The sequence below is a fragment of the Pedobacter lusitanus genome (genome assembly GCF_040026395.1).
Classification (GTDB): domain Bacteria; phylum Bacteroidota; class Bacteroidia; order Sphingobacteriales; family Sphingobacteriaceae; genus Pedobacter; species Pedobacter lusitanus.
Genome location: NZ_CP157278.1, coordinates 3,680,345 through 3,704,274 on the forward strand (window position 1 = coordinate 3,680,345; position 23,930 = coordinate 3,704,274).

Annotated in this window: 24 protein-coding genes; 14 read left to right on the forward strand and 10 right to left on the reverse strand. The window is 39.7% G+C overall.

Annotation, left to right across the window (positions count from 1 at the left end; translation table 11 throughout):
• The first annotated feature begins 63 nt into the window (after positions 1-63).
• The 12 genes from PL_RS15790 (at position 64) to PL_RS15845 (ending at position 13,193) form a co-directional block, all read left to right on the forward strand.
• Positions 64-1,266: an NAD(P)/FAD-dependent oxidoreductase gene (locus PL_RS15790; protein WP_041882059.1), complete on the forward strand. Its 1,203-nt coding sequence runs from the start codon at positions 64-66 to the stop codon at positions 1,264-1,266.
• Positions 1,267-1,759: 493 nt separating this feature from the next.
• A complete protein-coding gene (locus PL_RS15795; protein ID WP_041882064.1) occupies positions 1,760-2,467 on the forward strand; it encodes an N-acetyltransferase in 708 nt (235 codons plus the stop codon).
• A 19-nt stretch (positions 2,468-2,486) separates the two neighbouring features.
• On the forward strand, positions 2,487-3,680 hold the full coding sequence (gene argG / locus PL_RS15800; protein ID WP_041882066.1) for an argininosuccinate synthase: 1,194 nt from the start codon (positions 2,487-2,489) through the stop codon (positions 3,678-3,680).
• A complete protein-coding gene (argC, locus tag PL_RS15805) occupies positions 3,670-4,641 on the forward strand; it encodes an N-acetyl-gamma-glutamyl-phosphate reductase (protein ID WP_041882067.1) in 972 nt (323 codons plus the stop codon). The genes argG and argC overlap by 11 nt, the downstream gene beginning before the upstream one ends.
• A 60-nt stretch (positions 4,642-4,701) precedes the next feature.
• Positions 4,702-5,835, forward strand: coding sequence for an aspartate aminotransferase family protein (locus PL_RS15810; protein WP_041882070.1), 1,134 nt, complete (start codon positions 4,702-4,704; stop codon positions 5,833-5,835).
• Positions 5,832-6,797, forward strand: coding sequence for an acetylornithine carbamoyltransferase (locus PL_RS15815; protein WP_041882072.1), 966 nt, complete (start codon positions 5,832-5,834; stop codon positions 6,795-6,797). Before PL_RS15810 ends, PL_RS15815 begins: the two co-directional genes overlap by 4 nt.
• Before the next feature lie 68 nt (positions 6,798-6,865).
• Positions 6,866-7,825: an alpha/beta fold hydrolase gene (locus PL_RS15820; protein ID WP_041882076.1), complete on the forward strand. Its 960-nt coding sequence runs from the start codon at positions 6,866-6,868 to the stop codon at positions 7,823-7,825.
• Between the two features lie 3 nt (positions 7,826-7,828).
• Positions 7,829-8,617 carry an acetylglutamate kinase gene (argB, locus tag PL_RS15825; RefSeq protein ID WP_041882079.1) on the forward strand — a complete coding sequence of 263 codons (789 nt, stop codon included), beginning with the start codon at positions 7,829-7,831 and terminating at the stop codon, positions 8,615-8,617.
• Position 8,618: 1 nt separating this feature from the next.
• Positions 8,619-9,437: a pyrroline-5-carboxylate reductase gene (proC, locus tag PL_RS15830; protein ID WP_041882081.1), complete on the forward strand. Its 819-nt coding sequence runs from the start codon at positions 8,619-8,621 to the stop codon at positions 9,435-9,437.
• 3 nt (positions 9,438-9,440) lie between these two features.
• Positions 9,441-10,508 (forward strand): M20 family metallo-hydrolase, encoded by a 1,068-nt coding sequence (locus tag PL_RS15835; protein ID WP_041882083.1) that lies wholly within the window; start codon positions 9,441-9,443, stop codon positions 10,506-10,508.
• Between the two features lie 74 nt (positions 10,509-10,582).
• On the forward strand, positions 10,583-11,914 hold the full coding sequence (argH, locus tag PL_RS15840; RefSeq protein ID WP_041882085.1) for an argininosuccinate lyase: 1,332 nt from the start codon (positions 10,583-10,585) through the stop codon (positions 11,912-11,914).
• A 25-nt stretch (positions 11,915-11,939) separates the two neighbouring features.
• Positions 11,940-13,193, forward strand: a complete 1,254-nt coding sequence (locus PL_RS15845) for a pyridoxal phosphate-dependent aminotransferase (protein ID WP_041882086.1) — start codon at positions 11,940-11,942, stop codon at positions 13,191-13,193.
• A gap of 74 nt (positions 13,194-13,267) precedes the next feature.
• Here PL_RS15845 and PL_RS15850 read toward each other — a convergent pair whose 3' ends face one another.
• From PL_RS15850 to PL_RS15865, 5 genes are all read right to left on the reverse strand, one after another.
• Positions 13,268-13,486 carry a hypothetical protein gene (locus tag PL_RS15850; RefSeq protein ID WP_041882089.1) on the reverse strand — a complete coding sequence of 73 codons (219 nt, stop codon included), beginning with the start codon at positions 13,484-13,486 and terminating at the stop codon, positions 13,268-13,270.
• An 84-nt stretch (positions 13,487-13,570) separates the two neighbouring features.
• Positions 13,571-13,786, reverse strand: a complete 216-nt coding sequence (locus tag PL_RS26025) for an ATP-binding cassette domain-containing protein (protein ID WP_082035920.1) — start codon at positions 13,784-13,786, stop codon at positions 13,571-13,573.
• Positions 13,787-13,859: 73 nt separating this feature from the next.
• Positions 13,860-14,039 carry a hypothetical protein gene (locus PL_RS15855; protein ID WP_041882091.1) on the reverse strand — a complete coding sequence of 60 codons (180 nt, stop codon included), beginning with the start codon at positions 14,037-14,039 and terminating at the stop codon, positions 13,860-13,862.
• Between the two features lie 593 nt (positions 14,040-14,632).
• A complete protein-coding gene (locus PL_RS15860; RefSeq protein ID WP_041882093.1) occupies positions 14,633-16,213 on the reverse strand; it encodes a peptide chain release factor 3 in 1,581 nt (526 codons plus the stop codon).
• 94 nt (positions 16,214-16,307) lie between these two features.
• Positions 16,308-17,723, reverse strand: coding sequence for a DUF6600 domain-containing protein (locus PL_RS15865; RefSeq protein ID WP_348619887.1), 1,416 nt, complete (start codon positions 17,721-17,723; stop codon positions 16,308-16,310).
• Positions 17,724-18,164: 441 nt separating this feature from the next.
• Between PL_RS15865 and PL_RS15870 the strand changes: the two genes are divergently transcribed.
• A complete protein-coding gene (locus tag PL_RS15870) occupies positions 18,165-18,872 on the forward strand; it encodes an SAM-dependent methyltransferase (protein ID WP_041879210.1) in 708 nt (235 codons plus the stop codon).
• Positions 18,873-18,878: 6 nt separating this feature from the next.
• Here the strand turns inward: PL_RS15870 and nadD are convergent, their stop codons facing one another.
• From nadD to PL_RS15885, 3 genes are all read right to left on the reverse strand, one after another.
• Positions 18,879-19,454 (reverse strand): nicotinate (nicotinamide) nucleotide adenylyltransferase, encoded by a 576-nt coding sequence (nadD, locus tag PL_RS15875; protein ID WP_041879213.1) that lies wholly within the window; start codon positions 19,452-19,454, stop codon positions 18,879-18,881.
• A 17-nt stretch (positions 19,455-19,471) separates the two neighbouring features.
• On the reverse strand, positions 19,472-20,041 hold the full coding sequence (gene gmk, locus PL_RS15880) for a guanylate kinase (protein ID WP_041879216.1): 570 nt from the start codon (positions 20,039-20,041) through the stop codon (positions 19,472-19,474).
• Positions 20,042-20,127: 86 nt separating this feature from the next.
• Positions 20,128-20,991, reverse strand: coding sequence for a YicC/YloC family endoribonuclease (locus PL_RS15885; protein WP_041879219.1), 864 nt, complete (start codon positions 20,989-20,991; stop codon positions 20,128-20,130).
• A 184-nt stretch (positions 20,992-21,175) separates the two neighbouring features.
• Here PL_RS15885 and PL_RS15890 point away from each other — a divergent pair, with 184 nt between their 5' ends.
• A complete protein-coding gene (locus PL_RS15890; protein WP_235324451.1) occupies positions 21,176-21,910 on the forward strand; it encodes a hypothetical protein in 735 nt (244 codons plus the stop codon).
• A gap of 4 nt (positions 21,911-21,914) precedes the next feature.
• Here PL_RS15890 and rnc read toward each other — a convergent pair whose 3' ends face one another.
• Positions 21,915-22,643: a ribonuclease III gene (gene rnc, locus PL_RS15895; RefSeq protein WP_200890697.1), complete on the reverse strand. Its 729-nt coding sequence runs from the start codon at positions 22,641-22,643 to the stop codon at positions 21,915-21,917.
• A 32-nt stretch (positions 22,644-22,675) separates the two neighbouring features.
• Positions 22,676-23,929: a beta-ketoacyl-ACP synthase II gene (gene fabF, locus PL_RS15900; protein ID WP_041879222.1), complete on the reverse strand. Its 1,254-nt coding sequence runs from the start codon at positions 23,927-23,929 to the stop codon at positions 22,676-22,678.
• Position 23,930: the final 1 nt, after the last annotated feature.

Sequence of the window (23,930 nt, forward strand, 5' to 3'; positions counted from 1 at the left end):
TATCTGAACCGAAAATTAAAACAGTGTATCTCTTATATTGTTGTATCTGATAAGAACAAGCTTATGAATATACGCTCCAATGAACCTTTTTGGCTGGTGAAAAATGGCCTTTTATATACTTATCCTTCCCTGAGAGAAAATATTAGCTGCGATATACTGATTGTTGGAAGCGGAATAACAGGAGCACTGATGGCCCATGCGCTGACGGAAAAAGGATATAAAACAGTATTAATTGATAAAAGAGAAATTGCTAACGGCAGCAGTTCTGCAACAACTTCTATGCTGCAATATGAAATTGACATTCCGCTGTACAAACTGATTGCACAAATTGGAGAACAGGGCGCTGTTGGAAGTTACAGAGCCTGCAGAGACTCTATTTATAAATTAGAGAAGCTGATTAATGAAATCAAGTCTGATTGTGGTTTTGAAAAAAAGGATTCTGTTTATTTTGCAAAGCTGAAAAAAGATGTAGGCTGGCTGAAAAAGGAGTTTGAAGCCAGAAAAGCTGCTGATTTTGAGGTAGTCTGGTTAACTCCTGAGGAAATCAAATCAAGATATGGTTTGATTGCAGAAGGAGCTATATTGTCGAAAGACGGTGCTAGTGTTGATGCTTTTCGTCTTGCACATGATCTGCTTCACTATAACGCCGAAAGAGGGTTGACGGTTTATGATAAGACGAAACTGGAAAAGGTAAAGTATAAAGGAGGACAGGTATTGGCGCAAACAGAAGGTGGTGCGATAATTACCGCCGGTAAAATTGTGTACTGCACCGGATATGAAACGCAGGAAATGTTACCAGAGCAGATTGTGAAGCTCAAAAGCACCTACGCTATGGTCAGCGAGAAAAATAAACAACTTAAAGATGATATTTGCAATACGTTGTTCTGGAACACAGATGCTCCCTATTTATATATGCGTACCACCAGTGATGGCCGGCTTCTGGCAGGTGGCGAGGATGAGGATTTTAAGAATCCTGTAAAGCGGGACGCCTTGCTGGAACGCAAAAAGAATAAACTGGTAAAGACAGTTTCAAAATTTTTACCTGAGGTGGAGTTTATTGAGGATTTCTGCTGGTGCGGGACTTTTGGAGAGACCAAAGACGGCTTGCCTTATATCGGGGAGCACCCTAAATTCCCTGATACTTATTTCGTTTTAGGTTTTGGTGGAAATGGAATTACCTTTTCAGTAATGGGGATGGAAATTATCAGCGCGATGCTCGAAGGGGAACTGGACTTATTATCCTATTATTTCCGTTTTCGGCGTTAGTCCTGTTTTAACCGAAATATGTTCTGATAAAATACTGATAAGCAGATGAATAAGTTTTTTATTCTGCCTGCTTCAGTTTTCTTTACTAAAATTAACAAATATTTAATCTTTAACCTGTTTTATCCTGCAGGGATAACATGTAATTTTGAGGGGTGACCTCATGAGAGCCAAGGAGTTGATTAAATGTAAAAAAATAAAAAACCTGTTGCACAACTCAATATTTATTCAAACCTTTACGGCATTAATATTTTAAAGCGGGAATTATACAGAAAATGATCAAACAGACTATACATAAACTTTCAATCGTAACAGCAAAGAACATTGCTGCGAGAAGTTTATATATTGAACGTCTGGAACCGGTTATCTATGTAACTACCAGCCGGCAAAATTATACACCCCGTATTTGAGTTAATTCTAACTCAGTCTTTTAGAGGCATACGCCTTTTCAAAATCAATTAATAAGAATATTTTATCTTTTTTTCGTTAACTATTAATGAATATAAACGATTTTATAGTGCAGGTTGCACTTCCTGAACATCGTGTTTTTGCAGAAGAAATCTGTGAAGAAATGGCCGAATCTGCCAAAGCACGGGGTACAGGTATCGCGAAACGCTCGCCTGAATATGTCGCAGGGAAGATGACTGAGGGGAAATCAGTTATTGCTTTCCACAAAGACGGATCCTGGGCTGGATTCTGTTATATCGAGACATGGAGCCATGGACAGTTTGTGGCCAATTCAGGGTTGGTAGTCAGTCCAAAGTACAGAAAGGTTGGACTGGCTCATACGATCAAACACAAAATTTTTGAATTATCACGTCATAAATATCCTAAGGCTAAGATATTTGGACTGACTACTGGGCTGGCAGTGATGAAAATCAACTCTGATCTGGGTTATGAGCCGGTAACTTATTCTGAGCTTTCGCAGGATGAAGAGTTCTGGAAAGGATGTCAGAGCTGTGTGAATTTCGAAATTCTGAAAAGTAAAGACCGTAAAAACTGTATGTGTACAGCTATGCTTTATGATCCTGCAACGCAAAAGCATGATGTAGCAAAGAAATTTGCTGAAGAATTACAGCGTAAGCCTAAGCTCTATGAACGCTTTATGCGTATTAAGCAGAGATTAGTGCTTAAACCAAAATCTCCTGATGATAAAGGAGGCCTGAAATCAATATTACATTTACCAACTCTATTTTTTAAATAATAACACACACACATTGCTCATGAAAAAGAAAGTAGTTTTAGCTTTTAGCGGAGGTTTAGATACTTCATTTTGCTGTATTCACCTGGCACAGGACCGTGGACTGGAAGTCCATTCAGTAATTGTCAATACAGGTGGTTTTTCTGATGAAGAATTACAGGAAATTGAAAAAAGAGCTTACGCTTTAGGGGTGGCTTCTCATGCAGTAGTTGATGAAACTGCAAATTATTACGATGGCTGTATTAAATACCTCGTATTTGGTAACGTATTGAAAAATGCAACTTATCCTCTTTCTGTAAGTGCTGAGCGTGTAAGTCAGGCTACAGCAATTGCAAACTATGTGAAAAAAATAGGCGCTGATTATGTTGCTCACGGAAGTACAGGAGCAGGTAATGATCAGGTTCGTTTTGATATGATCTTTAATATTATCATTCCTAACGTTGAAATTATTACGCCGATCAGAGATTTGAAATTATCCCGCGAGGCGGAAATAGAATATTTAAGCAAACACGGAGTTGAGTATAGTGCAGAAAAAGCAAGATATTCAATCAATAAAGGGTTATGGGGCACATCTGTAGGTGGAAAAGAAACCCTGACTTCTAATGAAACTTTACCTGAAGAGGCATGGCCAACACAGGTTTCTGAGACTAAGAGCCGTAAAATTGAGCTTACCTTTGAAAAAGGTGAACTGGTTGCACTCGATGGAGAGCAGCTGGAACCGGTGAAAGCTATACAAAAACTGCAGGCTATTGCACAACCTTATGGTATCGGACGTGATATCCACGTTGGAGATACAATTATCGGTATTAAAGGACGTGTAGGTTTTGAAGCTGCAGCACCAATTGTAATTATCAAAGCACACCATACTTTAGAAAAGCACACATTGACCAAATGGCAGTTATCATGGAAAGAGCAATTGTCTTCTTTTTATGGAAACTGGCTGCATGAAGGTCAGTTCCATGATCCGATCATGCGTAATATTGAAGCTTTCCTTGCTGATACACAGCAAACAGTAAGCGGAAAAGTGTTTGTAGAATTACTGCCATACAGATTCCAGATTATAGGTATCGAATCAGAACATGATCTGATGAGTAATAAATTTGGCAGCTACGGAGAAATGAACAATGCCTGGAGCGGTGAGGATGTTAAAGGGTTCTCTAAGATCTTTGGTAATCAGGTAATGATCTGGCATAAAGTGAACGGTAATGAAGATTAAAGCAGGTATAATTGGCGGTGCCGGATATACCGGTGGTGAAATGCTGCGTCTGTTGATCAATCATGCAGACGTAGAAATCGTATTCGTACATAGTAACAGTAATGGTGGTAACCTGATTTCAGCAGTTCATACCGATCTTTTAGGAGATACTGATCTGCGTTTTACTGAAGAAATTTCTTCTGCCATTGACGTGCTTTTTTTATGCGTAGGCCATGGCGACGCAAAAAAATTCCTTGATGCAAATTCTGTTGCAGCAGGTATAAAAATTATAGATCTGAGCCAGGACTTCAGGTTATCCGCAGCAGCGGGGAATGACTGGGTTTATGGTTTGCCTGAGTTAAACAGAGAACGTATAAGAACAGCCGGTTTTGTAGCTAATCCAGGTTGCTTTGCTACCTGTATCCAGCTGGCATTATTACCTCTGGCTGCAAAAGGACTGCTGAAAAATGAAGTGCATATCAATGCAACTACAGGTTCAACAGGAGCAGGACAAAGTCTGGCAGTTACGTCTCATTTTAGCTGGCGTAATAATAATCTTTCAGTTTATAAGGCATTTGAACATCAGCATCTGAATGAAATCGGACAGAGTCTGATACAACTTGATCCTGATTTTAATCAGGATCTGAATTTTATCCCGCAGCGCGGAGATTTTACAAGAGGGATTCTTGCTGCGGTTTATATGGAAAGTGATTTAACTGCAGAGCAGGCAAAGGCGATTTACCAGGACTATTACAGCGAACATCCTTTTACGCATATGAGTGAAAAGAATATTGATCTTAAACAGGTGGTAAATACAAATAAAGGACTGGTACATGTAGAAAAACATGGTAACAAATTATTAATAATCAGTATTATAGATAATTTATTGAAAGGAGCAAGCGGACAGGCGGTACAGAATATGAATCTGATGTTTGGACTGGATGAACGGCAGGGCCTAAAACTTAAAGCAACTGCATTTTAGACAACACAAATTATTTGATGAACCCCCTGAGGTTATAGCCTGAGGTAAAAATTTAAAAAGATGAACTTATTCGATGTATACCCTTTAAATGATATAGAAATTGTAAAAGCCTCTGGTAGTACCGTATGGGATGCTAAAGGACAGGAATATCTTGACCTTTATGGCGGTCATGCCGTAATTTCTATCGGGCATACCCACCCTCATTATGTAAAACGTCTGACCGATCAGCTGAACAAGGTTGGTTTCTATTCTAATTCAGTCAAAATACCTTTGCAGGTAGAACTGGCTGAGAAATTAGGTAAAGTATCAGGAAAGACTGATTTCCAGTTATTTCTATGTAATTCTGGTGCCGAGGCAAATGAAAATGCTTTAAAACTGGCATCTTTCTATAACGGAAGAAAGAAAGTTATAGCTTTCACGGGCGCTTTCCATGGCAGAACGTCTCTTGCTGTTTCTGCTACGGACAATCCGAAAATTATTGCACCTGTAAATAGTACAGAAAATGTAGTTTTTCTTCCTTTCAATGATGAGGAAGCACTTAAACAGGCTTTCGCTGCTTATGGCGAAGAAATCAGTGCTGTAATTATCGAAGGTATACAAGGCGTTGGTGGCATCAGAGAAGCTTCTGTAAGCTTCCTGAAGCTTATCCGTGTTTTATGTGATCAGTATAATGCAGTTTATATTGCAGACAGTGTACAGTGTGGTTATGGCAGAACAGGATTGTTCTATTCTCATGATTATGCAGGCGTAAATGCCGATGTATATACTATGGCTAAGGGGATGGGAAATGGCTTTCCGGTAGCCGGAATTGCTATAGCACCTAAGTTTACAGCATGGCATTCTATGCTTGGAACTACTTTTGGTGGTAATCACCTGGCTTGTGCAGCAGCTCTGGCTGTGCTGGAAATTATGGAGCAGGATCAGCTGATGGAAAATGCAGCTAAAACCGGAGACTATCTGATCACAGAACTCAGAAAGATTGAAGAAATCCGTGAAGTAAGAGGACGTGGATTAATGATTGGAATTGAACTTCCTGAAGAACTTGCACAGGTAAAAAAGAATCTGCTATTTAAGCACTTTATCTTTACAGGAGAGGCCAAACCTAATGTGATCAGATTGCTGCCTGCACTGAATCTGACTAAAGCACAGGCAGATCAATTTTTAGAAAAATTTAAAATTGCTATAAAAGGATGAACCAGTTCACTTCAGTAAATGATGTTGAAGACATCAGCCAGTTGGTAAAGGATGCCCTCGCATTAAAAAGTAATCCCTATGCAGATCAGCAGCTGGGAAAAAATAAAACTCTTGGACTTGTGTTTCTGAATCCAAGTTTGCGTACCCGTTTAAGTACCCAGAAAGCTGCTATTAACTTAGGTATGAGTGTAATGGTGATGAATATGGATAAAGAGGGGTGGGCACTGGAAACTGAAGACGGCGTAGTGATGAATGGCAGTACTGTTGAGCACATTCGTGAAGCAGCAGCAGTAATGGGCCAGTATTGTGATATTCTGGGATTGCGCTCTTTCCCAAAACTGGTTAGCAGAGAAGAAGATTATAATGAAGATTTCTTTAATAAGTTTATTCAGTACTGCGGTGTTCCCGTAGTGAGTCTGGAAAGTGCTACCCGTCACCCATTACAAAGTCTGGCAGATCTGGTAACAATCAGAGAAACCTGGAAAGGTGAGGCTAAACCCAAAGTAGTTTTAGCCTGGGCACCGCATATCAAGGCTTTGCCACAGGCGGTACCTAATTCTTTTGCAGAATGGATGTGTAAGGCGCAGCAGGAAGATATGCTGGATTTTACTATTGTTCAGCCTGCAGGTTATGAGCTTGCAGAAGATTTTACTTCTGGTGCTCATATTACCCATAACCTGCAGGAAGCATTGGAAGGTGCAGATTATATCTATGTGAAAAACTGGTCAAGTTATAAAGAGTACGGTAAAATCCTCCCTTATCCGGAAGGATGGATGCTGAATAATGAACTTTTAAAAGGCACCAATCAGGCTAGAGTGATGCATTGTCTGCCGGTGAGAAGAGATCTGGAGCTTTCATCTGAAGTCCTGGACGGACCAAATTCTTTGGTGATTCAGGAGGCTGGAAATCGTTTATGGGCTGCACAGGCAGTTTTGAAAGGTCTGCTACAAAAGCTATCTTAGGACGGCCTGGAAAATTACTCAAGTAGTGCTTTGAAGGCTTCAAAACTGTTATTAACCTATATCATCTCATGAAACGAATAAGCCTTTTATTTTGTGCGTTATGCTTTACCGCACTGACATTTGCTCAGCAAAAAACTATAGACAGCCAGACCGATGGTAAATATATTACTGTCAACGGGGCTAAATTATGGGTAGTAACTGTAGGGCAGGGTGATCCGCTGATATTTATTGCTGGCGGGCCAGGCGGAGCACATCCGGGACTGAGAAGTTTTGATCCACTGGCCGATGCCGGTCATCAGTTGATTTATTTTGACGGATTTGGGAGGGGAAAATCAGATACTGCAAAAGTCGTGTCAGATTATAGTTTACAAAGAGATATTGAAGATATAGAAGGATTAAGAAAAGCTTTGAAATTAACTAAGATTTCACTTTTAGGACATTCTTATGGTGGATTAGTAGCACAGGGTTACGCGATTAAATATCCGGGCAATGTAAGTCACCTGATCCTGGCTAATACCTTTCACAGTTATGTGATGTGGCAGGAAAATGATGATAATTCTAATCATGAGATCAAAACCAATTATCCTGAGGTCTGGGCTGATCTGATGAAAATCAGAGAGCAGGGAGCAGTTTCCAGCGATGCCGCGCATCAGGAAATTTATGGCAGGGTTCCTTATGGATTTTTGTATGCCTATAACCCTGCAAAGTTTGCCGGCCGTGGAGGAAAACCCTATCCGAACAGTATGAATACCAAACTTTATTACCAGATGGTAGGTAAAGATGGTGATTTTTATGTGGGAAGCGATATCGGAACTTTTGATTTCAGAAAACAGTTAAAGGATTTAAAGATGCCGGTTTTAGTAATTGGTGGTCGTTTTGACAGAGTTGCGACTCCCTGGATGATGGTTAAGTATAAAGAATACTGCCCGCAGGCGCAATTTGTTATGTTTGAAAAATCCGGCCATAATCCACAGGTTGAAGAGCCTGAAAAAGAATTCCCATTAATCAACGAGTTCCTTAAAAAATAAAGAATGAAGCAGCTGACAGTTATAAAAATAGGTGGAAATGTAATCGACAACGCAGAGAAGCTGAACCAGTTTCTGGTAGATTTTACAGCTTTACCCGGAGATAAGATACTGGTTCACGGAGGCGGTAAGATTGCTACCGAATTAGGAACCTCTCTGGGGATTGAGCCTAAACTGGTAGATGGCAGAAGGATTACCGACATTGAGACACTTCGTGTGGTCACCATGGTTTATGCCGGACTGATCAATAAAAATATGGTTGCACAGTTACAGGCCAAAGGCTGTAATGCAATCGGATTAAGTGGTGCAGACGGGAATGTAATCAGGGCCGTAAAACGTCCGGTGAAGGAAACAGATTTTGGTTATGTTGGTGACCTGGATGAAAATTCTGTAGCTGTGGATACCCTGGATAATCTGCTTAAAAGTAAACTTATTCCTGTTTTATGTGCCATAACACATAATGGAGAAAGCCAGTTACTAAATACAAATGCAGATACCATTGCCTCTGCTGTAGCTGTGGCAATGGCTTCTGTTTATGATACACGTCTGGTTTACTGTTTTGAGAAAAAGGGTGTTTTAAGAGATGTGGAAGATGAAAAGTCACTCGTTACAGAAATCAGAAAAGATGATTTTGAAAGATTGCAGACAGAGGGCGTAATTTCTGGTGGAATGATCCCTAAACTGCACAATGCATTTGAAGCCATCAGACAAGGAGTTAAGGCTGTCTATATTGGTAAAGCAGATGAACTGCCACAGATTGATACACTGGGTTTCGGAACCCGATTAATAGATTGATATGGGAAAATTTACCAGAAGGATAGCCATACTTGGCAGCGGAAACATTGGACTTTCGTTGGCTAAGGGATTAGTTAAAGCGGATTACGTAGAAGCTAACCAGATTACACTGACCAGGAGGACGCTGAGCCGTTTGAAAGAATTTGCTGACCTGGGTTATCAGATCAGTGCTGATAATGCAGCAGCTGTAGCAGCTGCCGATGTGATTGTTCTGGCAGTTTTGCCTCAGCAGCTGAATCAGCTGATGGAGCAGATATCCGGCACAATAGACACCAAAAGACATGTTGTTATTTCGGTAGCTTCAGGCGTAAGCTGTGCTGCTATCCGTGAAAAATTGGGGGAACATTTAGAAGTGATCCGCGCAATGCCGAATACAGCTATTGCCATTGGTCAGTCTATGACTTGTGTGGCTACAGATAATGCTTCAGAAGAACATGTAACCGAAGTAACAACAATGTTTGAAACTGTTGGCGCTGTGGTGAAGATCAATGAAGACCTGATGACTGCGGCAACGGCCCTGTGTGCCTGTGGTATTGCCTTTTTCTTAAGAGGAATCCGTGCAGCTTCACAAGGTGGGGTTGAGATTGGTTTTCATGCAGATGAGGCACTGAAAATGGCTGTTCAGACGGCCAAAGGAGCTGCAGATCTGCTGTTGCAAATGAAATCGCATCCTGAACAGGAAATTGATAAAGTAACATCGCCAAAGGGATGTACTATTGCTGGTCTGAATGAAATGGAACACAATGGGTATAGCTCATCCCTGATTAAAGGCATTAAGCTTTCGGCTGTAAAAGCGGGAGCATTATATACAAAAGAATAAATTATGATAGAGACGCTGCAAAAAGATAGTTTGGAATTGTTAAAGAATCTGATCAGTATTCAATCCTTCAGTAAAGAAGAAGAGAAAACGGCTGATCTGATCGGGCAATTTTTGCAGGAACGACAAATTAAAATACACCGTAAGCTGAATAATATCTGGGCTTACAACAAACATTTCGATGCCGGTAAACCTACAGTGCTTTTAAATTCACATCATGATACGGTAAAGCCAAATTCAGGTTATACAAGAGATCCTTATGAACCGAAAATAGAAGATGGGAAACTATACGGACTGGGGAGTAATGATGCAGGAGGTTGTCTGGTTTCGCTGATTGCAACTTTCCTTTACTTCTATGAACAGGAGGGATTGACCTATAATATCTGTCTGGCTGCTACTGCTGAAGAAGAGATATCAGGAAATAATGGTCTGGAATGTATTATCCCTGATTTGGGTGAGTTGGAGTTTGCTATTGTTGGTGAGCCTACAGAAATGAATCTTGCCATCGCAGAAAGAGGGTTACTGGTCCTGGATTGTACAGTTACAGGAAAAGCAGGCCATGCCGCGAGAGAAGAAGGGGATAATGCTATTTATAAGGCATTAAAAGATATTGAATGGTTCAGAAACTATCGTTTTGCAAAAGTCTCTGAAGTTTTCGGCCCTTTAAAGATGTCGGTTACCATTATCAACGCCGGCTCTCAGCATAACGTAGTACCGGCAACCTGTACATTTACAGTGGATGTGCGGGTAACCGATGCCTACAGTAATGAAGAAGTATTGAGAATTATCCGTACAAATGTTGACTGTGAAGTAAAAGCGCGGTCTGTCCGGTTAAAACCTTCATCAATTGATAAAGACCATCCGCTTGTTCAGTCGGGCGTTGCAATGGGCAGAACCACTTATGGTTCACCTACGACCTCAGATCAGGCTTTACTGAGTATTCCGTCTGTAAAGGTCGGTCCCGGTGATTCTGCACGTTCGCATATGGCTGATGAATATGTTTTTGTTAACGAGGTTGCTGAAGGTATAAAACTATACATTGATATGCTTAAACCGGTTATCAGCGGTAAATAGCTGATAAAGGCAGAATTGTATTTTGCCAACTGAATATTTGCTCCTGAGCGGGCGTTTTATAATTTGAAAATATAATGAAGATCTGGCAAAAAAATATTGAAGTAAATAAAGATATTGAGAGTTTTACTGTTGGTAAAGACAGAGAACTGGATTTACAAATGGCAGCTTTTGATGTGCTGGGTTCTCTTGCACATGTAGAGATGCTGGAAAGTATCGGTTTACTTACAGCTGCAGAACTGGCAGAGATACAAAGAGAGCTTAAAAATATTTACGCTGAAATCGAAGCCGGAGAGTTTAAGATTGAAGATACTGTGGAGGATGTGCATTCGCAGGTGGAGTGGTTACTGACCCAGCGTATTGGTGAAGCAGGTAAAAAAATTCATAGCGGAAGATCCCGTAATGACCAGGTACTGGTTGACCTGAAATTATTTTTCAGAGACAGAATTGAAGAAATGGTGAGTAATTCCGCCGTGTTATTTCAGCAGCTTATTACACTGAGTAATACCCATAAAGATAAACTGCTGCCTGGTTATACGCATTTGCAGATTGCTATGCCCTCGTCTTTTGGACTTTGGTTTGGTGCTTATGCCGAAAGTCTGGTAGATGATATGGAAATGATGCTGGCTGCCTGGAAAATCTGTAATAAAAACCCTTTGGGTTCTGCTGCAGGTTATGGTTCTTCTTTTCCGTTGAACAGGACTATGACTACAAATCTTCTGGGTTTTGAAAACCTGAATTATAATGTGGTTTATGCGCAGATGGGCAGAGGGAAAACAGAGAGAGTTCTGGCTCAGGCGATGTCGTCCGTAGCTGCAACCCTGGCAAAAATGGCTATGGATGTCTGTTTGTTTATCAATCAGAACTTTGGTTTTATTAAGTTTCCGGATGAGCTGACTACCGGTTCAAGCATTATGCCGCATAAAAAGAATCCTGATGTATTTGAACTGATCCGTTCAAGATGTAATAAGATCCAGGCTTTGCCAAATGAAATTGCCATGATGACCACTAATCTGCCATCAGGTTATCATCGCGACCTGCAATTATTGAAAGAAAATCTTTTTCCATCTATTGTGTCGTTAAACGAATGTCTGGAAATGACAACATATATGTTACAGCATATCTCTCTTAAAGACGATATTCTGGCAGATAAAAAATATGCTTACCTGTTTAGTGTAGAGGTTGTTAATGATTTGGCTTTAAAAGGAATTCCTTTCAGAGAAGCTTACCAGATAGTAGGAGAGACGATTGAAAATGGTACCTTTGTACCGGGAGTTAAAGTAAATCATACGCATGAGGGCAGTATAGGAAATCTATGCAATCCGGAGATTGAAGCCATGATGGAGACTATTCTCGACCAGTTTAATTTTGAAAAAACCAAGTCAGCTATTCAAAGTTTGCTGGCTTAATTCTAACCATTAATAAATTAAAAACATGAATGTATCGGTATTAGCAAATACACTTATTGGATCAGAAATCATTAAAATTGGTAATGAGGTTAATGAGCTGAAAAGCAAAGGTGCTAAGATTGCCAATTTGACTATAGGTGATTTTGACCCTTCTATTTTCCCTATACCTGCGGAGCTGAAAGCTGAAATTGTTGATGCTTATATCCATAATCATACAAACTATCCTGCTGCTGATGGTATTCTGGCTTTACGTGAAACAATTGTAGACGTTTTAAAAGACAGATATGATCTGGATTTTAAAACTAATGAAATATTGGTTTCAGGCGGTTCACGTCCTTTGATCTATGCTACTTATCTGGCATTGATTGATCCGGGTGATAAAGTAGTTTATCCTGCTCCTTCCTGGAATAATAATCACTATTGTCATCTTTCTTCAGCAGAAGGTATTGCTGTGGAAACGACTGCTGAAAATAATTTCATGCCTACAGCTGAATTATTAAAGCCATATCTTAAAGGAGCGACTCTGCTGGCTTTATGTTCTCCGTTGAACCCAACGGGTACCATGTTCACTAAAGAGCAGCTGGAAGAGATCTGTGACCTTGTAATTGAAGAAAATAAATCAAGAGCAGAAGGGGAGAAACCATTATACATTATGTATGATCAGATTTACTCTTTACTGACTTTTGGAAAAGAACATATCAATCCGGTTAGCCTGCGTCCGGAATTGAAAGATTACACGATTTATATCGATGGAATTTCTAAATGTCTTGCAAGTACAGGTGTGCGTGTCGGATGGGCTTTCGGACCAGAAAAAGTGATCGGTAAAATGAAAGCTTTATTAACACATATTGGTGCCTGGGCACCAAAAGCAGAACAGGTTGCTGTTGGTAAATATTTTGCTGATAAAGCTCAGGTTGACCGTTTCCTTGGTTCATTTAAGTTACAGATTCAGGATAGTCTGAATGCTTTGTATACAGGTTTCCAGAGTCTGAAAAATGATGGCCTTGCAGTAGATGCAATTACACCTATGGGAGCTATTTATCTGACGCTTAAGATCGATTATATTGGTAAGACCACACCAGAGGGAGATCTGCTGAAGGATAGTACTGATGTGAACTCTTATCTGATCAGAGAAGCTCAGGTAGCACTGGTTCCTTTCTCTTGTTTTGGTAACGATGAAACCAAAGCCTGGTTCCGTGCATCAGTTGGTGCTTGTTCACTGACTGATATCAAGGAGATGATACCACGTATTAAAGCTGCTTTAAGCAAGCTGAAATAAAAATATAAACACATTTACAGAAGGGGTATTCCGGGTTGCAGATTCATTGCAGCCGCAGAATACCCCTTTTTGTTTTATTTGATGCTCTTGCGGGCCACAATTAAATAACCGGCTGTAAAGAATATGACTGCATAAGCCAGACTGAAAAAGAGTTCTGCGGTAAAGAACCGGGTGCTGGTTTTAGCCATCGACAGTGTCATGACGGGATGACTATAGGGGAAGAGATAAGCAAATTTCCAACCTGCTGAGGCAATAATTATCCCAATGATAATACCGATAAAACCTATGCCCATTGGTTTTAAAAAGTCACTATTTCTAATAACTCCAGCGCCTTTAGTTCTGGGGATATTCAGTAAAATGCAGCGGTTGAAAAGATTTTACTTGCCAGACAAATGTGCATACAAAGCGGGTTGCTCTACTAATGAGCCTATATTTTTTAAGATTTCTATTCTGTGGCTGTTAATCTCTTTTCCAAAAATAAAAACGGTATCTCCGGGAGATTTCAACAGGTTAAGCAAAATCTTGATCGTTGTGGTTTTGCCCGCGCCATTATGGCCAAGAAAACCATAAATACTACCTTTTTCTATTTCCAGCGAAAGATTATCTACTACTTTTTTTTACCAAAATAGTAAGTGAGCCCACGTGTCTGTATAGCAGGATTATTCATTATTTGGCAATTAATATATTGTTGTTTGTGAGTGTACAGGATTGATTTGCCGTAGTTTTTGCTGCCATTTCTGTTCCCTGGGCAGGGCGGGCAGAACTGATGGAAATCACAAGGATTGTCATTACAAAGAATGGCACTAACAACAGTATAAATGGCGAAACGTTAAATAAATTTTTCATAATAATTCGTTTTGTTGAAACAAATAGAATGAATTAAAAAACGCAGCTAAAATGTTTTATACAAAGTGCTTTATATCCTAGATGAACTATTTAAACAGTGCATAAAGTCTTTTTTTTGTGATTTGGTACTTTCATCGGGAAGAAATGCCAGTTGGTCGAAATACTGACTGCTTATCCTGTTTTTGAGGACGTTATAAGAGCGGAGGGTTAAACAATATTGTAATTGAATAAGAAAAGAACAACACTAGTAAGAGATTAGACTTACGTTATACACTGTTTAGTGTTAAAACGGGATTGATACGGGGTTGAAGCGGGGTTGAAACGCCTCGACCCGTTTCAACCCCGCTTCAACCCCGTATCAATGGCGTATCAATATTAACCACAACTTAACGTATGACTTCTTTCAATATATCTCTTAAGGTCACTATTACTGAAGCTGTCTTGTACCGAAAAAGGGGAGTGATGTGATGAGTGCCAACTCTAAAATGGACTGCCTGTTGAATGAAATCCTGCCACGCGACAAATTTCAACAATGCAAAAAGGCTGTAACGGTTTTCCCGGTACAGCCTTTAAATGTTGATTGTATTTTTTGATTATTTGAATTCAGAAGTTTTATGAAATTCGATATCCGGATAATCTCTTTTGGTCATATTGATCATAAAATCATTGTCAGCAAGGAATACAGGATTTCCATCCTTATCTTCTCCGATATGCTGCTGTTTACGTTTCACAAATTCTTCCAGTTTCTTTTTATCTGTAGAAGTTACCCAGTTTGATCTGCTGTAGCTCAACATACGGAAATGTGCTTTTGCACCATATTCGTGTTCCAGTCTGAATGCGATTACTTCAAATTGCAGTTCACCTACAGCACCGATAATTTTTCTGTTTCCTGGTTGTTGAGTAAATAATTGGGCAACACCTTCCTCTGTTAGCTGTTGTATGCCTTTTTCAAGCTGTTTAGTACGAAGCGGATCTTTGTTCTCTACTTCTTTAAATATCTCAGGAGAGAAGCTCGGAATGCCTTTAAATTGCAGTTGCTCTCCCTCAGTCAAGGTGTCTCCGATTTTAAAGTTCCCACTGTCATATAAGCCTACAACATCACCCGGCCATGCTTCTTCCACAATACTTTTTTCATTAGCCATAAAGTCCATTGGATTTGAAAACTTCAGTTTTTTACCCTGACGTGTATGGAAGTAGAATTTATTCCGCTCAAACTTACCTGAACATATTCTCAGGAAAGCGATACGATCACGGTGTTTGGGATCTAAATTAGCGTGAATTTTAAAGACAAAGCCAGAGAAGTTTTTTTCTTCAACCAGTACTTCTCTCTGTTCAGCTTCTCTGCTTCTCGGACTTGGGGCAATATTGATAAATGTATCCAGCAGTTCTTTTATTCCGAAATTATTAATGGCACTGCCAAAAAATACCGGAGCCAGTAATCCTTCTGTATACATGCTCTGATCCAATTTGCCATATACACCATCTACTAATTCCAGATCACTTTTCAGGTCCTCCAGTTCGTTGGTTTTCAGGAAATTGTTCAGATTTGGGTCATTCAGGTCACTTACCTCTATTACCGGATCAGCAATCTTTGTTTTATCCGGCTCAAATAAGTTAAGGTGTTTATTGTAGATACTGTATACACCTTTGAAAGTATGTCCCTGTCCGATAGGCCAGGATAAAGGGCATAAACTAATATTCAGTTTGCTCTCAATTTCGTCCAGCAGATCAAAGGCATCTTTACCTTCCCGGTCCATCTTATTGATAAAGATAATTACAGGTGTATTACGCATCCGGCATACAGCCATCAGTTTTTCTGTTTGTTCCTCAACACCTTTTACGCAGTCTACAACCAGAATTACACTGTCTACTGCAGAAAGGGTTCTGTAAGTGTCTTCAGCGAAATCTTTGTGACCAGGTGTATCCAGGATATTGATGCGCTTATCTTTGTATTCAAAACCCATTACTGAGGTTGCAACGGAAATTCCACGTTGTTTCTCAATCTCCATAAAATCTGAAGTACTGCTTTGATTGGCTTTGTTACGTTTTACAGCACCAGCGGTATTGATCGCTCCTCCAAACAGCAGAAACTTTTCAGTTAACGTTGTTTTTCCGGCATCGGGGTGACTGATAATTGCGAATGTTTTTCTTTTTTCTATTTCGGGGTGAATCATAAAGGGTTAAGCATCTTGCTTGATGAGGCTGCAAAGATAAATATAATATATAAAATAAAAACCGGCCATTACAGCCGGTTCTCTTTGATGTGTTTTAGTTACCTCTTCCGCTCCTTGAAGACTCAGTTCTCTGAGGGGTATCACCTCCACCTCTTGAACTTCTGGACTCCTGCTGGCGTTGTTGTTGCTGTTGAGCATCACGCTGCTGACGTTGCATTTCCTGTTGCTGGCGTTGTTGCTGCTGCTGAGCATCACGCTGCTGACGTTGCATGTCCTGCTGCTGGCGTTGTTGCTGCTGCTGAGCATCACGCTGCTGGCGCTGCATATCCTGTTGCTGGCGTTGTTGCTGTTGCTGCTGAGCATCACGCTGCTGACGCTGCATATCCTGTTGCTGGCGTTGTTGCTGTTGCTGTTGCTGTTGTTGAGCATCACGCTGCTGACGCTGCATATCCTGTTGCTGACGTTGTTGCTGCTGCTGATCAACATAATCACCTCTTCCACCACGGGTTCTGTCAGCCTGACCAGTATTTCTGGGTACATCGTTTCCGGTTCTTGAAGAATTATTAATATCTCCTCTTCCTAAACGATCACCATTTCCAACTCTTGCAGGATTGACATCGCCTCTTCCGGTAGTATTAATATCACCTCTGGCAGTACGTCCGCTGTTTCCGCTTCTGGAAGTGTTTATATCGCCTCTGCCCGAGGTATTGATATCACCTCTGCCTGAACGTTCAGTATTTCCGGTTCTTGAGCTGTTACTGTCTCCTCTGCCGGATCTTGGATTGTAAATACTGATATTATTATTTGTAATACTTGTTCTTCCGGGTCTGTCGGTGCGGGAAATGTTATAAACCCTTACATCTCTGTTGGTTGCTCTTCTAACTTCCTCAGATCTTGGACCTGTATAATATGTATTTCTGCCACCACGGCCGTAAGTATTATTAATAATAGTTGTACGGTTAATGATGGTTACATTATTGCTGGAATAACGAGGATAATAATTGCTGTAGATACTGCGCTGCGGAATAAAATTCCACCAGTTACTTGGCGGGTTGTATCCACCACCGCCAATATTGATGTTAATATTGATGCCTGGGCCTAACGGCGCCCAACCATAATATCCGCCACCACTTCTCCAGCTAACCCATGCAGGTCCCCATACCGTATCAGGAATCCAGACCCATTGATTAAATCTGTTGTTTACCCAACGGCCATAGTGAAACGGAGCCCAGCCCCAGTCATAGTCTGATACCCAGGTATTCCCGTATTCAGTCATGGCCCAGCGCCCATCCGTATAATAAGGTCTGAAATCGCCCTGATCCACGTCGGGACGCCAGACATTCCCATATTGGGGATCCTGAATCCAGGTTCCATATGGAGATAATTCGTCATAAAATGACTGAAGCGAAATATTATCATATTCCCCTTGTGCCAGCGATTGCTGGGTTGTGCAACCGAACAAGAGCATGAGCCCCAGTAGTGCAGCTGGTAATTTGATCATGTTTTTCATTTGTGTGTATTTATAATATAACCTAACTTATATCTATGAGTAAAAAAATGTACAATGGTTTAACGTTTTATGCAATCAGGTAAAGAGCGGGTATGGCAATTTAAGAATTGCATAGAGCGGGATACGGGATTTATCAGCTGTAAACGGTTAAACTTAATATTTAGATCCTTATTTTCTCTTTCCAAATATTTATTCTTTTCCTTTGTAATTCCAGACTATTGCAATCTGCAGGAGTAAATGCTGAAATTTAAATAAATTAATAAGTAAATAAGAGCTCTTAAACCCACTAAACGGTGTAGACGGAAATCATATCACTACTACATAAATTATACCAAAAAACAATAAGATTTAAAATGAAACCATCACGGTCTTACAGCTCATCTAAGGTTGCAACAAGAACGTGATCACTTCATTACCATTAAATAACAAATAAATTCAAAAATGAAAAAAGGTGTATTATTCCTGATTCCAGTTCCATTGGCAGAAAATGCCTCTGCGAAGTCATTCACACCCTATCTGATAGATACAATTAATGCGATTGACACTTATATAGTAGAGAATGAAAAAACTGCAAGAAAATCTTTAAAAGAGGCAGGCTTAAAAATTCCGCAAAGCGATTTAACCATTCATGATTATGGTAAACATAAACGTAATGACTCTATGGTCCCTTATTTTAAGGAACTGATGACAGGAAAAGATGTAGGTCTGATGAGTGAAGCTGGTTGTCCGGGTGTAGCTGATCCGGGAGCGGAGATTGTTTCTGAAGCCCATAAACGTGGAATCAAAGTGGTACCGCTAGTAGGTCCTAATTCACTTTTACTGGCACTGATGTCTTCAGGATTTAATGGACAAAGTTTTACTTTCCATGGTTATCTGCCTATTGATAAGGTAGAAAGAGTGAAAAAAATTAAGGAACTGGAGCAGCTTGCTGAAAAAAAGAAACAGACACAGCTATTCATTGAAACCCCTTTCAGAAACAATCACCTGTATGAAGATATTATCAAAAATACAGCAGCACAAACTTTACTTTGTATAGCCTGCAACATTACCGGAGAGGATGAGTTTATCAGAACACAAACTGTAGGACAATGGCGTCAGGAGAAGATCGATCTGCATAAAAAACCAACTATATTCCTGATTTACCGTTAATCCGGGTTAACGATACATATTTTTACTGTCCATAAATGCGATTACATTTTCAGGAACAAGGAATTGTATATTTTTATTGTCTTTTAAAGCCTGTCTGATAAAAGTCGATGAAATTTCCATCTGAGGTGTTTCTGTCAATGTAATCGAAGGATGGTCTGTCCATTCAGTCACGTCAGATCCCGGTCTGGGATAAACATAGATATGATAGTTCTGTAAAAGAACCTCATAGTTTTTCCATTTTTTCAAAGAAGCCAGATTATCGGCTCCCATGATCAGTACAAATTCTTTTGCCGGATGTTTTTCGTGAAGATAGGCTAAGGTATCAACTGTATAAGAAGGCTGGGGCAGGTTAAATTCTATATCGCTTACCTTGATTTTTTCCGCCGTGTCAGTTGCTAACCTGGCCATTTCAAGTCTGTCGTACATATTACCAAGCCCCTTTTTATTTTTCAGCGGATTCTGTGGCGAAACGACCAGCCACACCTCATCCAGGTCTGTGAAATTAGCCATATAGCTGGCTATAATCAGATGACCTGTATGAATTGGATTGAAAGAGCCAAAAAATAAACCTGTTTTCGCCATTCTTTCTCTGGGATTTTTTATTTGCTGAGAAAATCAGCAACTAATTTTTCAGCTTCTGCGCAGGCTGTTTCAAGATCAAAATTCTTCAGGATGACATCAAATTTGTCAGCGTATTTAAGCTCTTTCTCCGCTTTAATAAATCTTTCCTGAAGTTTGGCTTCACTGTCAGTGCCACGACCGCTCAGACGCTCTTTTAAGACTTCAAGAGAAGGTGGCTGAACAAAGATAGCCAGTGCATCTTCTTCGTATTTACGTTTTAAACGTAAACCACCTTCAACATCAATATCAAAGATTACATGTTTGCCTTCATTCCAGATTCTTTCGATTTCTGAACGCAGCGTGCCATAGAAAGTTCCGTTATACACTTCTTCAAATTCTACGAACTCCTGGTGTGCAACTTTATGTAAAAAAGATTCTTTCGAGATGAAATAATAATCATTCTCATGTTTTTCGTCACCACGTAATTCTCTTGTTGTAGCTGAAATGGAAAAGCTTAGTGATGGAAACTTTTCCAGTAAATGTTTAACGATTGTTGTTTTTCCAGCGCCTGAAGGAGCTGAAAATATAATAAGTTTACCTTGTGTCATTGGTGTGTGATCTATCCTTGTGTCCGGAACTAATTCGCTGCGTAACGGGCCTGCTCCTTATTTCCGGGTATATTTTTGCTGATGTATTAAATAACGTTTAACAACTGTTCTTTAATTTTTTCTAATTCTTCTTTCATGCCTACAACTAATTGCTGTATCTGAGCATCATTTGCTTTTGCACCCATAGTATTGATTTCCCTGCCTATTTCCTGAGAAATAAAACCAAGTTTTTTACCATTGGCATCTTTGCTTTTCAGTGTTTCAGTAAAATAATCACAGTGACTTTTCAGACGGATTTTTTCTTCCGTGATGTCAAGTTTATCTATGTAATAGATTAATTCCTGTTCCAGACGGTTTTGATCAACATTAACTTTTCCGGATACTTCTTCCAGTAACAGGTTCAGTTTTGCTCTGATATGAGGAATTCTCAATGGTGCCAGAACTTCAATCTGTGAGAAAAAACCAAGAATGTTTGTAATTCTAAGTTCAAGATCCTGTTTCAAAGCAGCACCTTCAGTCTCTCTGAACTGATTGAAATTAGCTAAAGCAGTATTAAATGTTTGTTGTACAATATTCCATTCACCTTCATTAACCACTTCTTCTGTGTAGCTGATTACGTCAGGAAAATTTAATACAGCCTGCAGCAGATTGCTTGAGTTGGCACCCAAATCAATGTTTATTGCCTCCAGTTGTTTGTAATATTTGCTCAGTAAAGCGGCGTTGATCGTAGCACCTTTAAGATTTTCTTCGCTACGTTCGATATTGATAGAAACATTTACTTTGCCCCGTTCAATATCCTTGCTGCAGATATTACGCAGTAAAAGTTCTTTATCTGCATATGCCCTCGGCAGTTTTAGATTAAGTTCTAAAAACTTACTGTTCAGGGATTTTATCTCTACGGAAAACTTTGTATTTTCCTGATCTGTAGAGGCCAGGCCATAACCTGTCATTGATTTTATCATGTGCAAAGATATAATTTATTGTTAAAATGATAGCCTATAAACGATTAGAACTCATGAATTTTGAGTCTGTTATGATTTAATGGCGGATTTTTTGTACTATGAAATAGCCTTTATAAAGTCATTTGGCAATTTTTGGCATGGCCGATTGCTAAACAATAGTTAAATTTACGACATGCATCACAGAAAAATGATCCGTACAGTTTTAAAGAGTTTATTCGTTTTTACGTTTTTATTTGCCCCTGTTTCTGTTGTTTTTGCCCAGCAGGATTTTCAGCTAAGCGGGGTTGTGATGACCAAAGGTTCAACAAGCCGTATTGCAATGGCACAGGTAACCAATTTGCGGACTAAATTTACGGTAAGCAGTAATGATCTTGGGCTTTTCCAGGTTAAAGCTAATCTGGGAGATACACTGGTGATCTTTAAACAGAATTATTCGGACAGGGAATTGGTTGTCACATCAAACAAAGATCTGATTGTTTATCTGGATAACGGAACCGGAACAACGCTGCAGGAGGTGAATATCAGAGGAAAGTCTAAAAAGGCAGAATTGGATGAACTGAAACAGGATTACCGGGATAAAGGGTCTTTCTATGCCGGAAAGCCTCCATTGCTTTCTTATATTTTTGCTCCGATAACGGCTTTATATGAGTTATTCGGCCGTACGCCTAAAAATGCCAAACGTTTTGGGAATTATTACAACAGAGAATTACAGCAGAGTCAGATAGATGGTTATTTCAACGAATCTTTAATTAAAAAGAATACGGAACTGGAAGGGAAGGAGCTGGAAAACTTTATGTTAAACTATCGTCCGGATTATCAGAAGGCCAAAAACTGGACTGAATATGATGCGGTAAAATATATCAGAGATACTTATAAAAAGTACACAGACACTTTAAAAAAGAAGTGATGATTTATAAGGATAATGCTTCACAAGCCTTTTCGGCAGCTTGTTTTTCTGCATTTTTCTTGTTGTAATCTCTTCCTATGCCATAGCTTTCACCATCAATGATGGCTTGTATCGTGAAAAGTTTGGCGCTGTCACCTTCACTGTTTTCAATCTGCTCAAAAGAGATATCTTTAGCATGACGCTGACACCATTCAATCAGTTTACTTTTGAAATTGGTTTCAGTTTGTTCCAGGGTATGGATATCAATATAAGGTTTGACAATACGTTTAAGCAGTAATTCCTTAGTAAAATTATATCCTTTGTCTAAGTAAACAGCACCTATTAATGCTTCAAAAGCATCTCCAAGCATAGAATGGTGTTTGGTCTGCATGTTTACCATTTTCTGATCAAACACAATAAGCTGATCAAAGCCCATTTTTCTGGCAAGCTGATTTAAATTGACTCTGTTAACGATTTTGGAACGCATTTCAGTAAGAAAGCCTTCTTCTTTGTAAGGATAGCTTTTAAAGAGTAGTTCTGCGATAACGGCGCCCAGGATGGCATCGCCCAGAAATTCGAGGCGTTCATTACTGCTCCGACTTCCATTTTTTAATATTTTCGCCACAGACCTGTGCCTGAATGCCATTTTATACAAAACGGTATTTCCAGGCACAAAGCCTAACATATTTTTCAGCTTTTTTATAAACTCTTTATCGGGTGATAAGTGGAGTTTATATAGGTCAAATAGGGGCATTAAATTTATTAAAATCGATATTCAGTGACGTTTTACTCTTCGTATTTTTTGAAAATTACTGATGCATTGTGACCACCAAAACCAAATGTGTTGCTTAATGCAGCACGAACTAGTCTTTTTTGTGGTTTATGAAACGTAAAATTCAATTTAGGGTCAAAAGCAGGATCGTCAGTGAAGTGGTTAATTGTTGGAGGTACAATGTCGTTTTGCACAGCAAGAATAGCAGCAATAGCCTCAACTGCACCAGCAGCACCTAAAAGGTGACCGGTCATTGATTTTGTAGAGCTGATGTTCAATTTGTAGGCATCTTCACCAAATAAATTAACAATTGCACTTGTTTCACTGATATCTCCCAATGAGGTTGATGTTCCATGAACATTGATATAGTCAATGTCTCCGGTATTCATTCCTGCATCTCTCAATGCATTCGTCATTACCATTTTAGCACCTAATCCCTGAGGATGCGGAGCCGTGATATGATTTGCATCTGCACTCATTCCTCCACCGACAAGCTCGGCGTAGATTTTTGCACCACGTGCTTTTGCATGTTCCAGTTCTTCAAGAATAATTGTACCGGCACCTTCTCCCGCTACAAATCCATCTCTGTCTTTATCAAACGGTCTGGAAGCAGTTGAAGGATCGTCATTTCTTGTAGAAAGAGCGTGCATTGCGTTAAAACCACCAATACCAGCTTCGTTGATAATAGCTTCTGAACCTCCGCTGATAATTACATCTGCCATATTAAGACGAATGTAGTTGAAAGCATCGATCATTGCATTAGTTGAAGAAGCACAGGCAGATACGGTAGCAAAGTTAGGGCCACGCAGGCCGTATTTTATAGAGATGTGCCCTGGAACGATGTCAATAATCATCTTTGGAATGAAAAACGGATTAATACGGGGAGTTCCATCACCCGAAAAATAGTTTCTCATTTCTTCCAGAAATGTCTTAATACCACCAATACCAGTACCCCAGATAACGCCAACACGATTAGTGTCCATTTGCGAGAAGTCAAATCCCGCATCTTTCACCGCTTCGTCTGTTGATGCTATAGCGTATTGCACAAAAGGATCTAATTTTCGAGCTTCTTTTTTTTCTAAAAAGTCTTCAGGATTGAAGTTTTTCAGCTCGCAGGCAAATTTTGTTTTGAATTTTTCTGTATCAAAACTTGTAATCGGCGCAGCGCCACTCACCCCTTTTAACAAATTATCCCAGAATTCTGGGATAGTATTGCCAATTGGAGTGAGTGCACCTAGACCTGTAACTACTACTCTTTTTAATTCCATT

Excerpts from the sequence above, each read along its gene's own strand:
- PL_RS15850 (WP_041882089.1), bottom strand. The coding sequence starts at position 13,486 with ATGGGCATAGGTTTTATCGGTATTATCATTGGGATAATTATTGCCTCA.
- argC (WP_041882067.1), top strand. The coding sequence starts at position 3,670 with ATGAAGATTAAAGCAGGTATAATTGGCGGTGCCGGATATACCGGTGGT.
- PL_RS15810 (WP_041882070.1), top strand. The coding sequence starts at position 4,702 with ATGAACTTATTCGATGTATACCCTTTAAATGATATAGAAATTGTAAAA.
- nadD (WP_041879213.1), bottom strand. The coding sequence starts at position 19,454 with ATGGCGAAAACAGGTTTATTTTTTGGCTCTTTCAATCCAATTCATACA.
- PL_RS15845 (WP_041882086.1), top strand. The coding sequence starts at position 11,940 with ATGAATGTATCGGTATTAGCAAATACACTTATTGGATCAGAAATCATT.
- PL_RS15835 (WP_041882083.1), top strand. The coding sequence starts at position 9,441 with ATGATAGAGACGCTGCAAAAAGATAGTTTGGAATTGTTAAAGAATCTG.
- PL_RS15870 (WP_041879210.1), top strand. The coding sequence starts at position 18,165 with ATGAAAAAAGGTGTATTATTCCTGATTCCAGTTCCATTGGCAGAAAAT.
- PL_RS15795 (WP_041882064.1), top strand. The coding sequence starts at position 1,760 with ATGAATATAAACGATTTTATAGTGCAGGTTGCACTTCCTGAACATCGT.
- fabF (WP_041879222.1), bottom strand. The coding sequence starts at position 23,929 with ATGGAATTAAAAAGAGTAGTAGTTACAGGTCTAGGTGCACTCACTCCA.
- gmk (WP_041879216.1), bottom strand. The coding sequence starts at position 20,041 with ATGACACAAGGTAAACTTATTATATTTTCAGCTCCTTCAGGCGCTGGA.
- PL_RS15790 (WP_041882059.1), top strand. The coding sequence starts at position 64 with ATGAATATACGCTCCAATGAACCTTTTTGGCTGGTGAAAAATGGCCTT.
- PL_RS15855 (WP_041882091.1), bottom strand. The coding sequence starts at position 14,039 with ATGAAAAATTTATTTAACGTTTCGCCATTTATACTGTTGTTAGTGCCA.
- proC (WP_041882081.1), top strand. The coding sequence starts at position 8,619 with ATGGGAAAATTTACCAGAAGGATAGCCATACTTGGCAGCGGAAACATT.
- PL_RS15865 (WP_348619887.1), bottom strand. The coding sequence starts at position 17,723 with ATGAAAAACATGATCAAATTACCAGCTGCACTACTGGGGCTCATGCTC.
- argG (WP_041882066.1), top strand. The coding sequence starts at position 2,487 with ATGAAAAAGAAAGTAGTTTTAGCTTTTAGCGGAGGTTTAGATACTTCA.
- PL_RS15820 (WP_041882076.1), top strand. The coding sequence starts at position 6,866 with ATGAAACGAATAAGCCTTTTATTTTGTGCGTTATGCTTTACCGCACTG.
- argH (WP_041882085.1), top strand. The coding sequence starts at position 10,583 with ATGAAGATCTGGCAAAAAAATATTGAAGTAAATAAAGATATTGAGAGT.
- PL_RS15860 (WP_041882093.1), bottom strand. The coding sequence starts at position 16,213 with ATGATTCACCCCGAAATAGAAAAAAGAAAAACATTCGCAATTATCAGT.
- PL_RS15885 (WP_041879219.1), bottom strand. The coding sequence starts at position 20,991 with ATGACAGGTTATGGCCTGGCCTCTACAGATCAGGAAAATACAAAGTTT.
- PL_RS15890 (WP_235324451.1), top strand. The coding sequence starts at position 21,176 with ATGCATCACAGAAAAATGATCCGTACAGTTTTAAAGAGTTTATTCGTT.
- rnc (WP_200890697.1), bottom strand. The coding sequence starts at position 22,643 with ATGCCCCTATTTGACCTATATAAACTCCACTTATCACCCGATAAAGAG.
- argB (WP_041882079.1), top strand. The coding sequence starts at position 7,829 with ATGAAGCAGCTGACAGTTATAAAAATAGGTGGAAATGTAATCGACAAC.
- PL_RS15815 (WP_041882072.1), top strand. The coding sequence starts at position 5,832 with ATGAACCAGTTCACTTCAGTAAATGATGTTGAAGACATCAGCCAGTTG.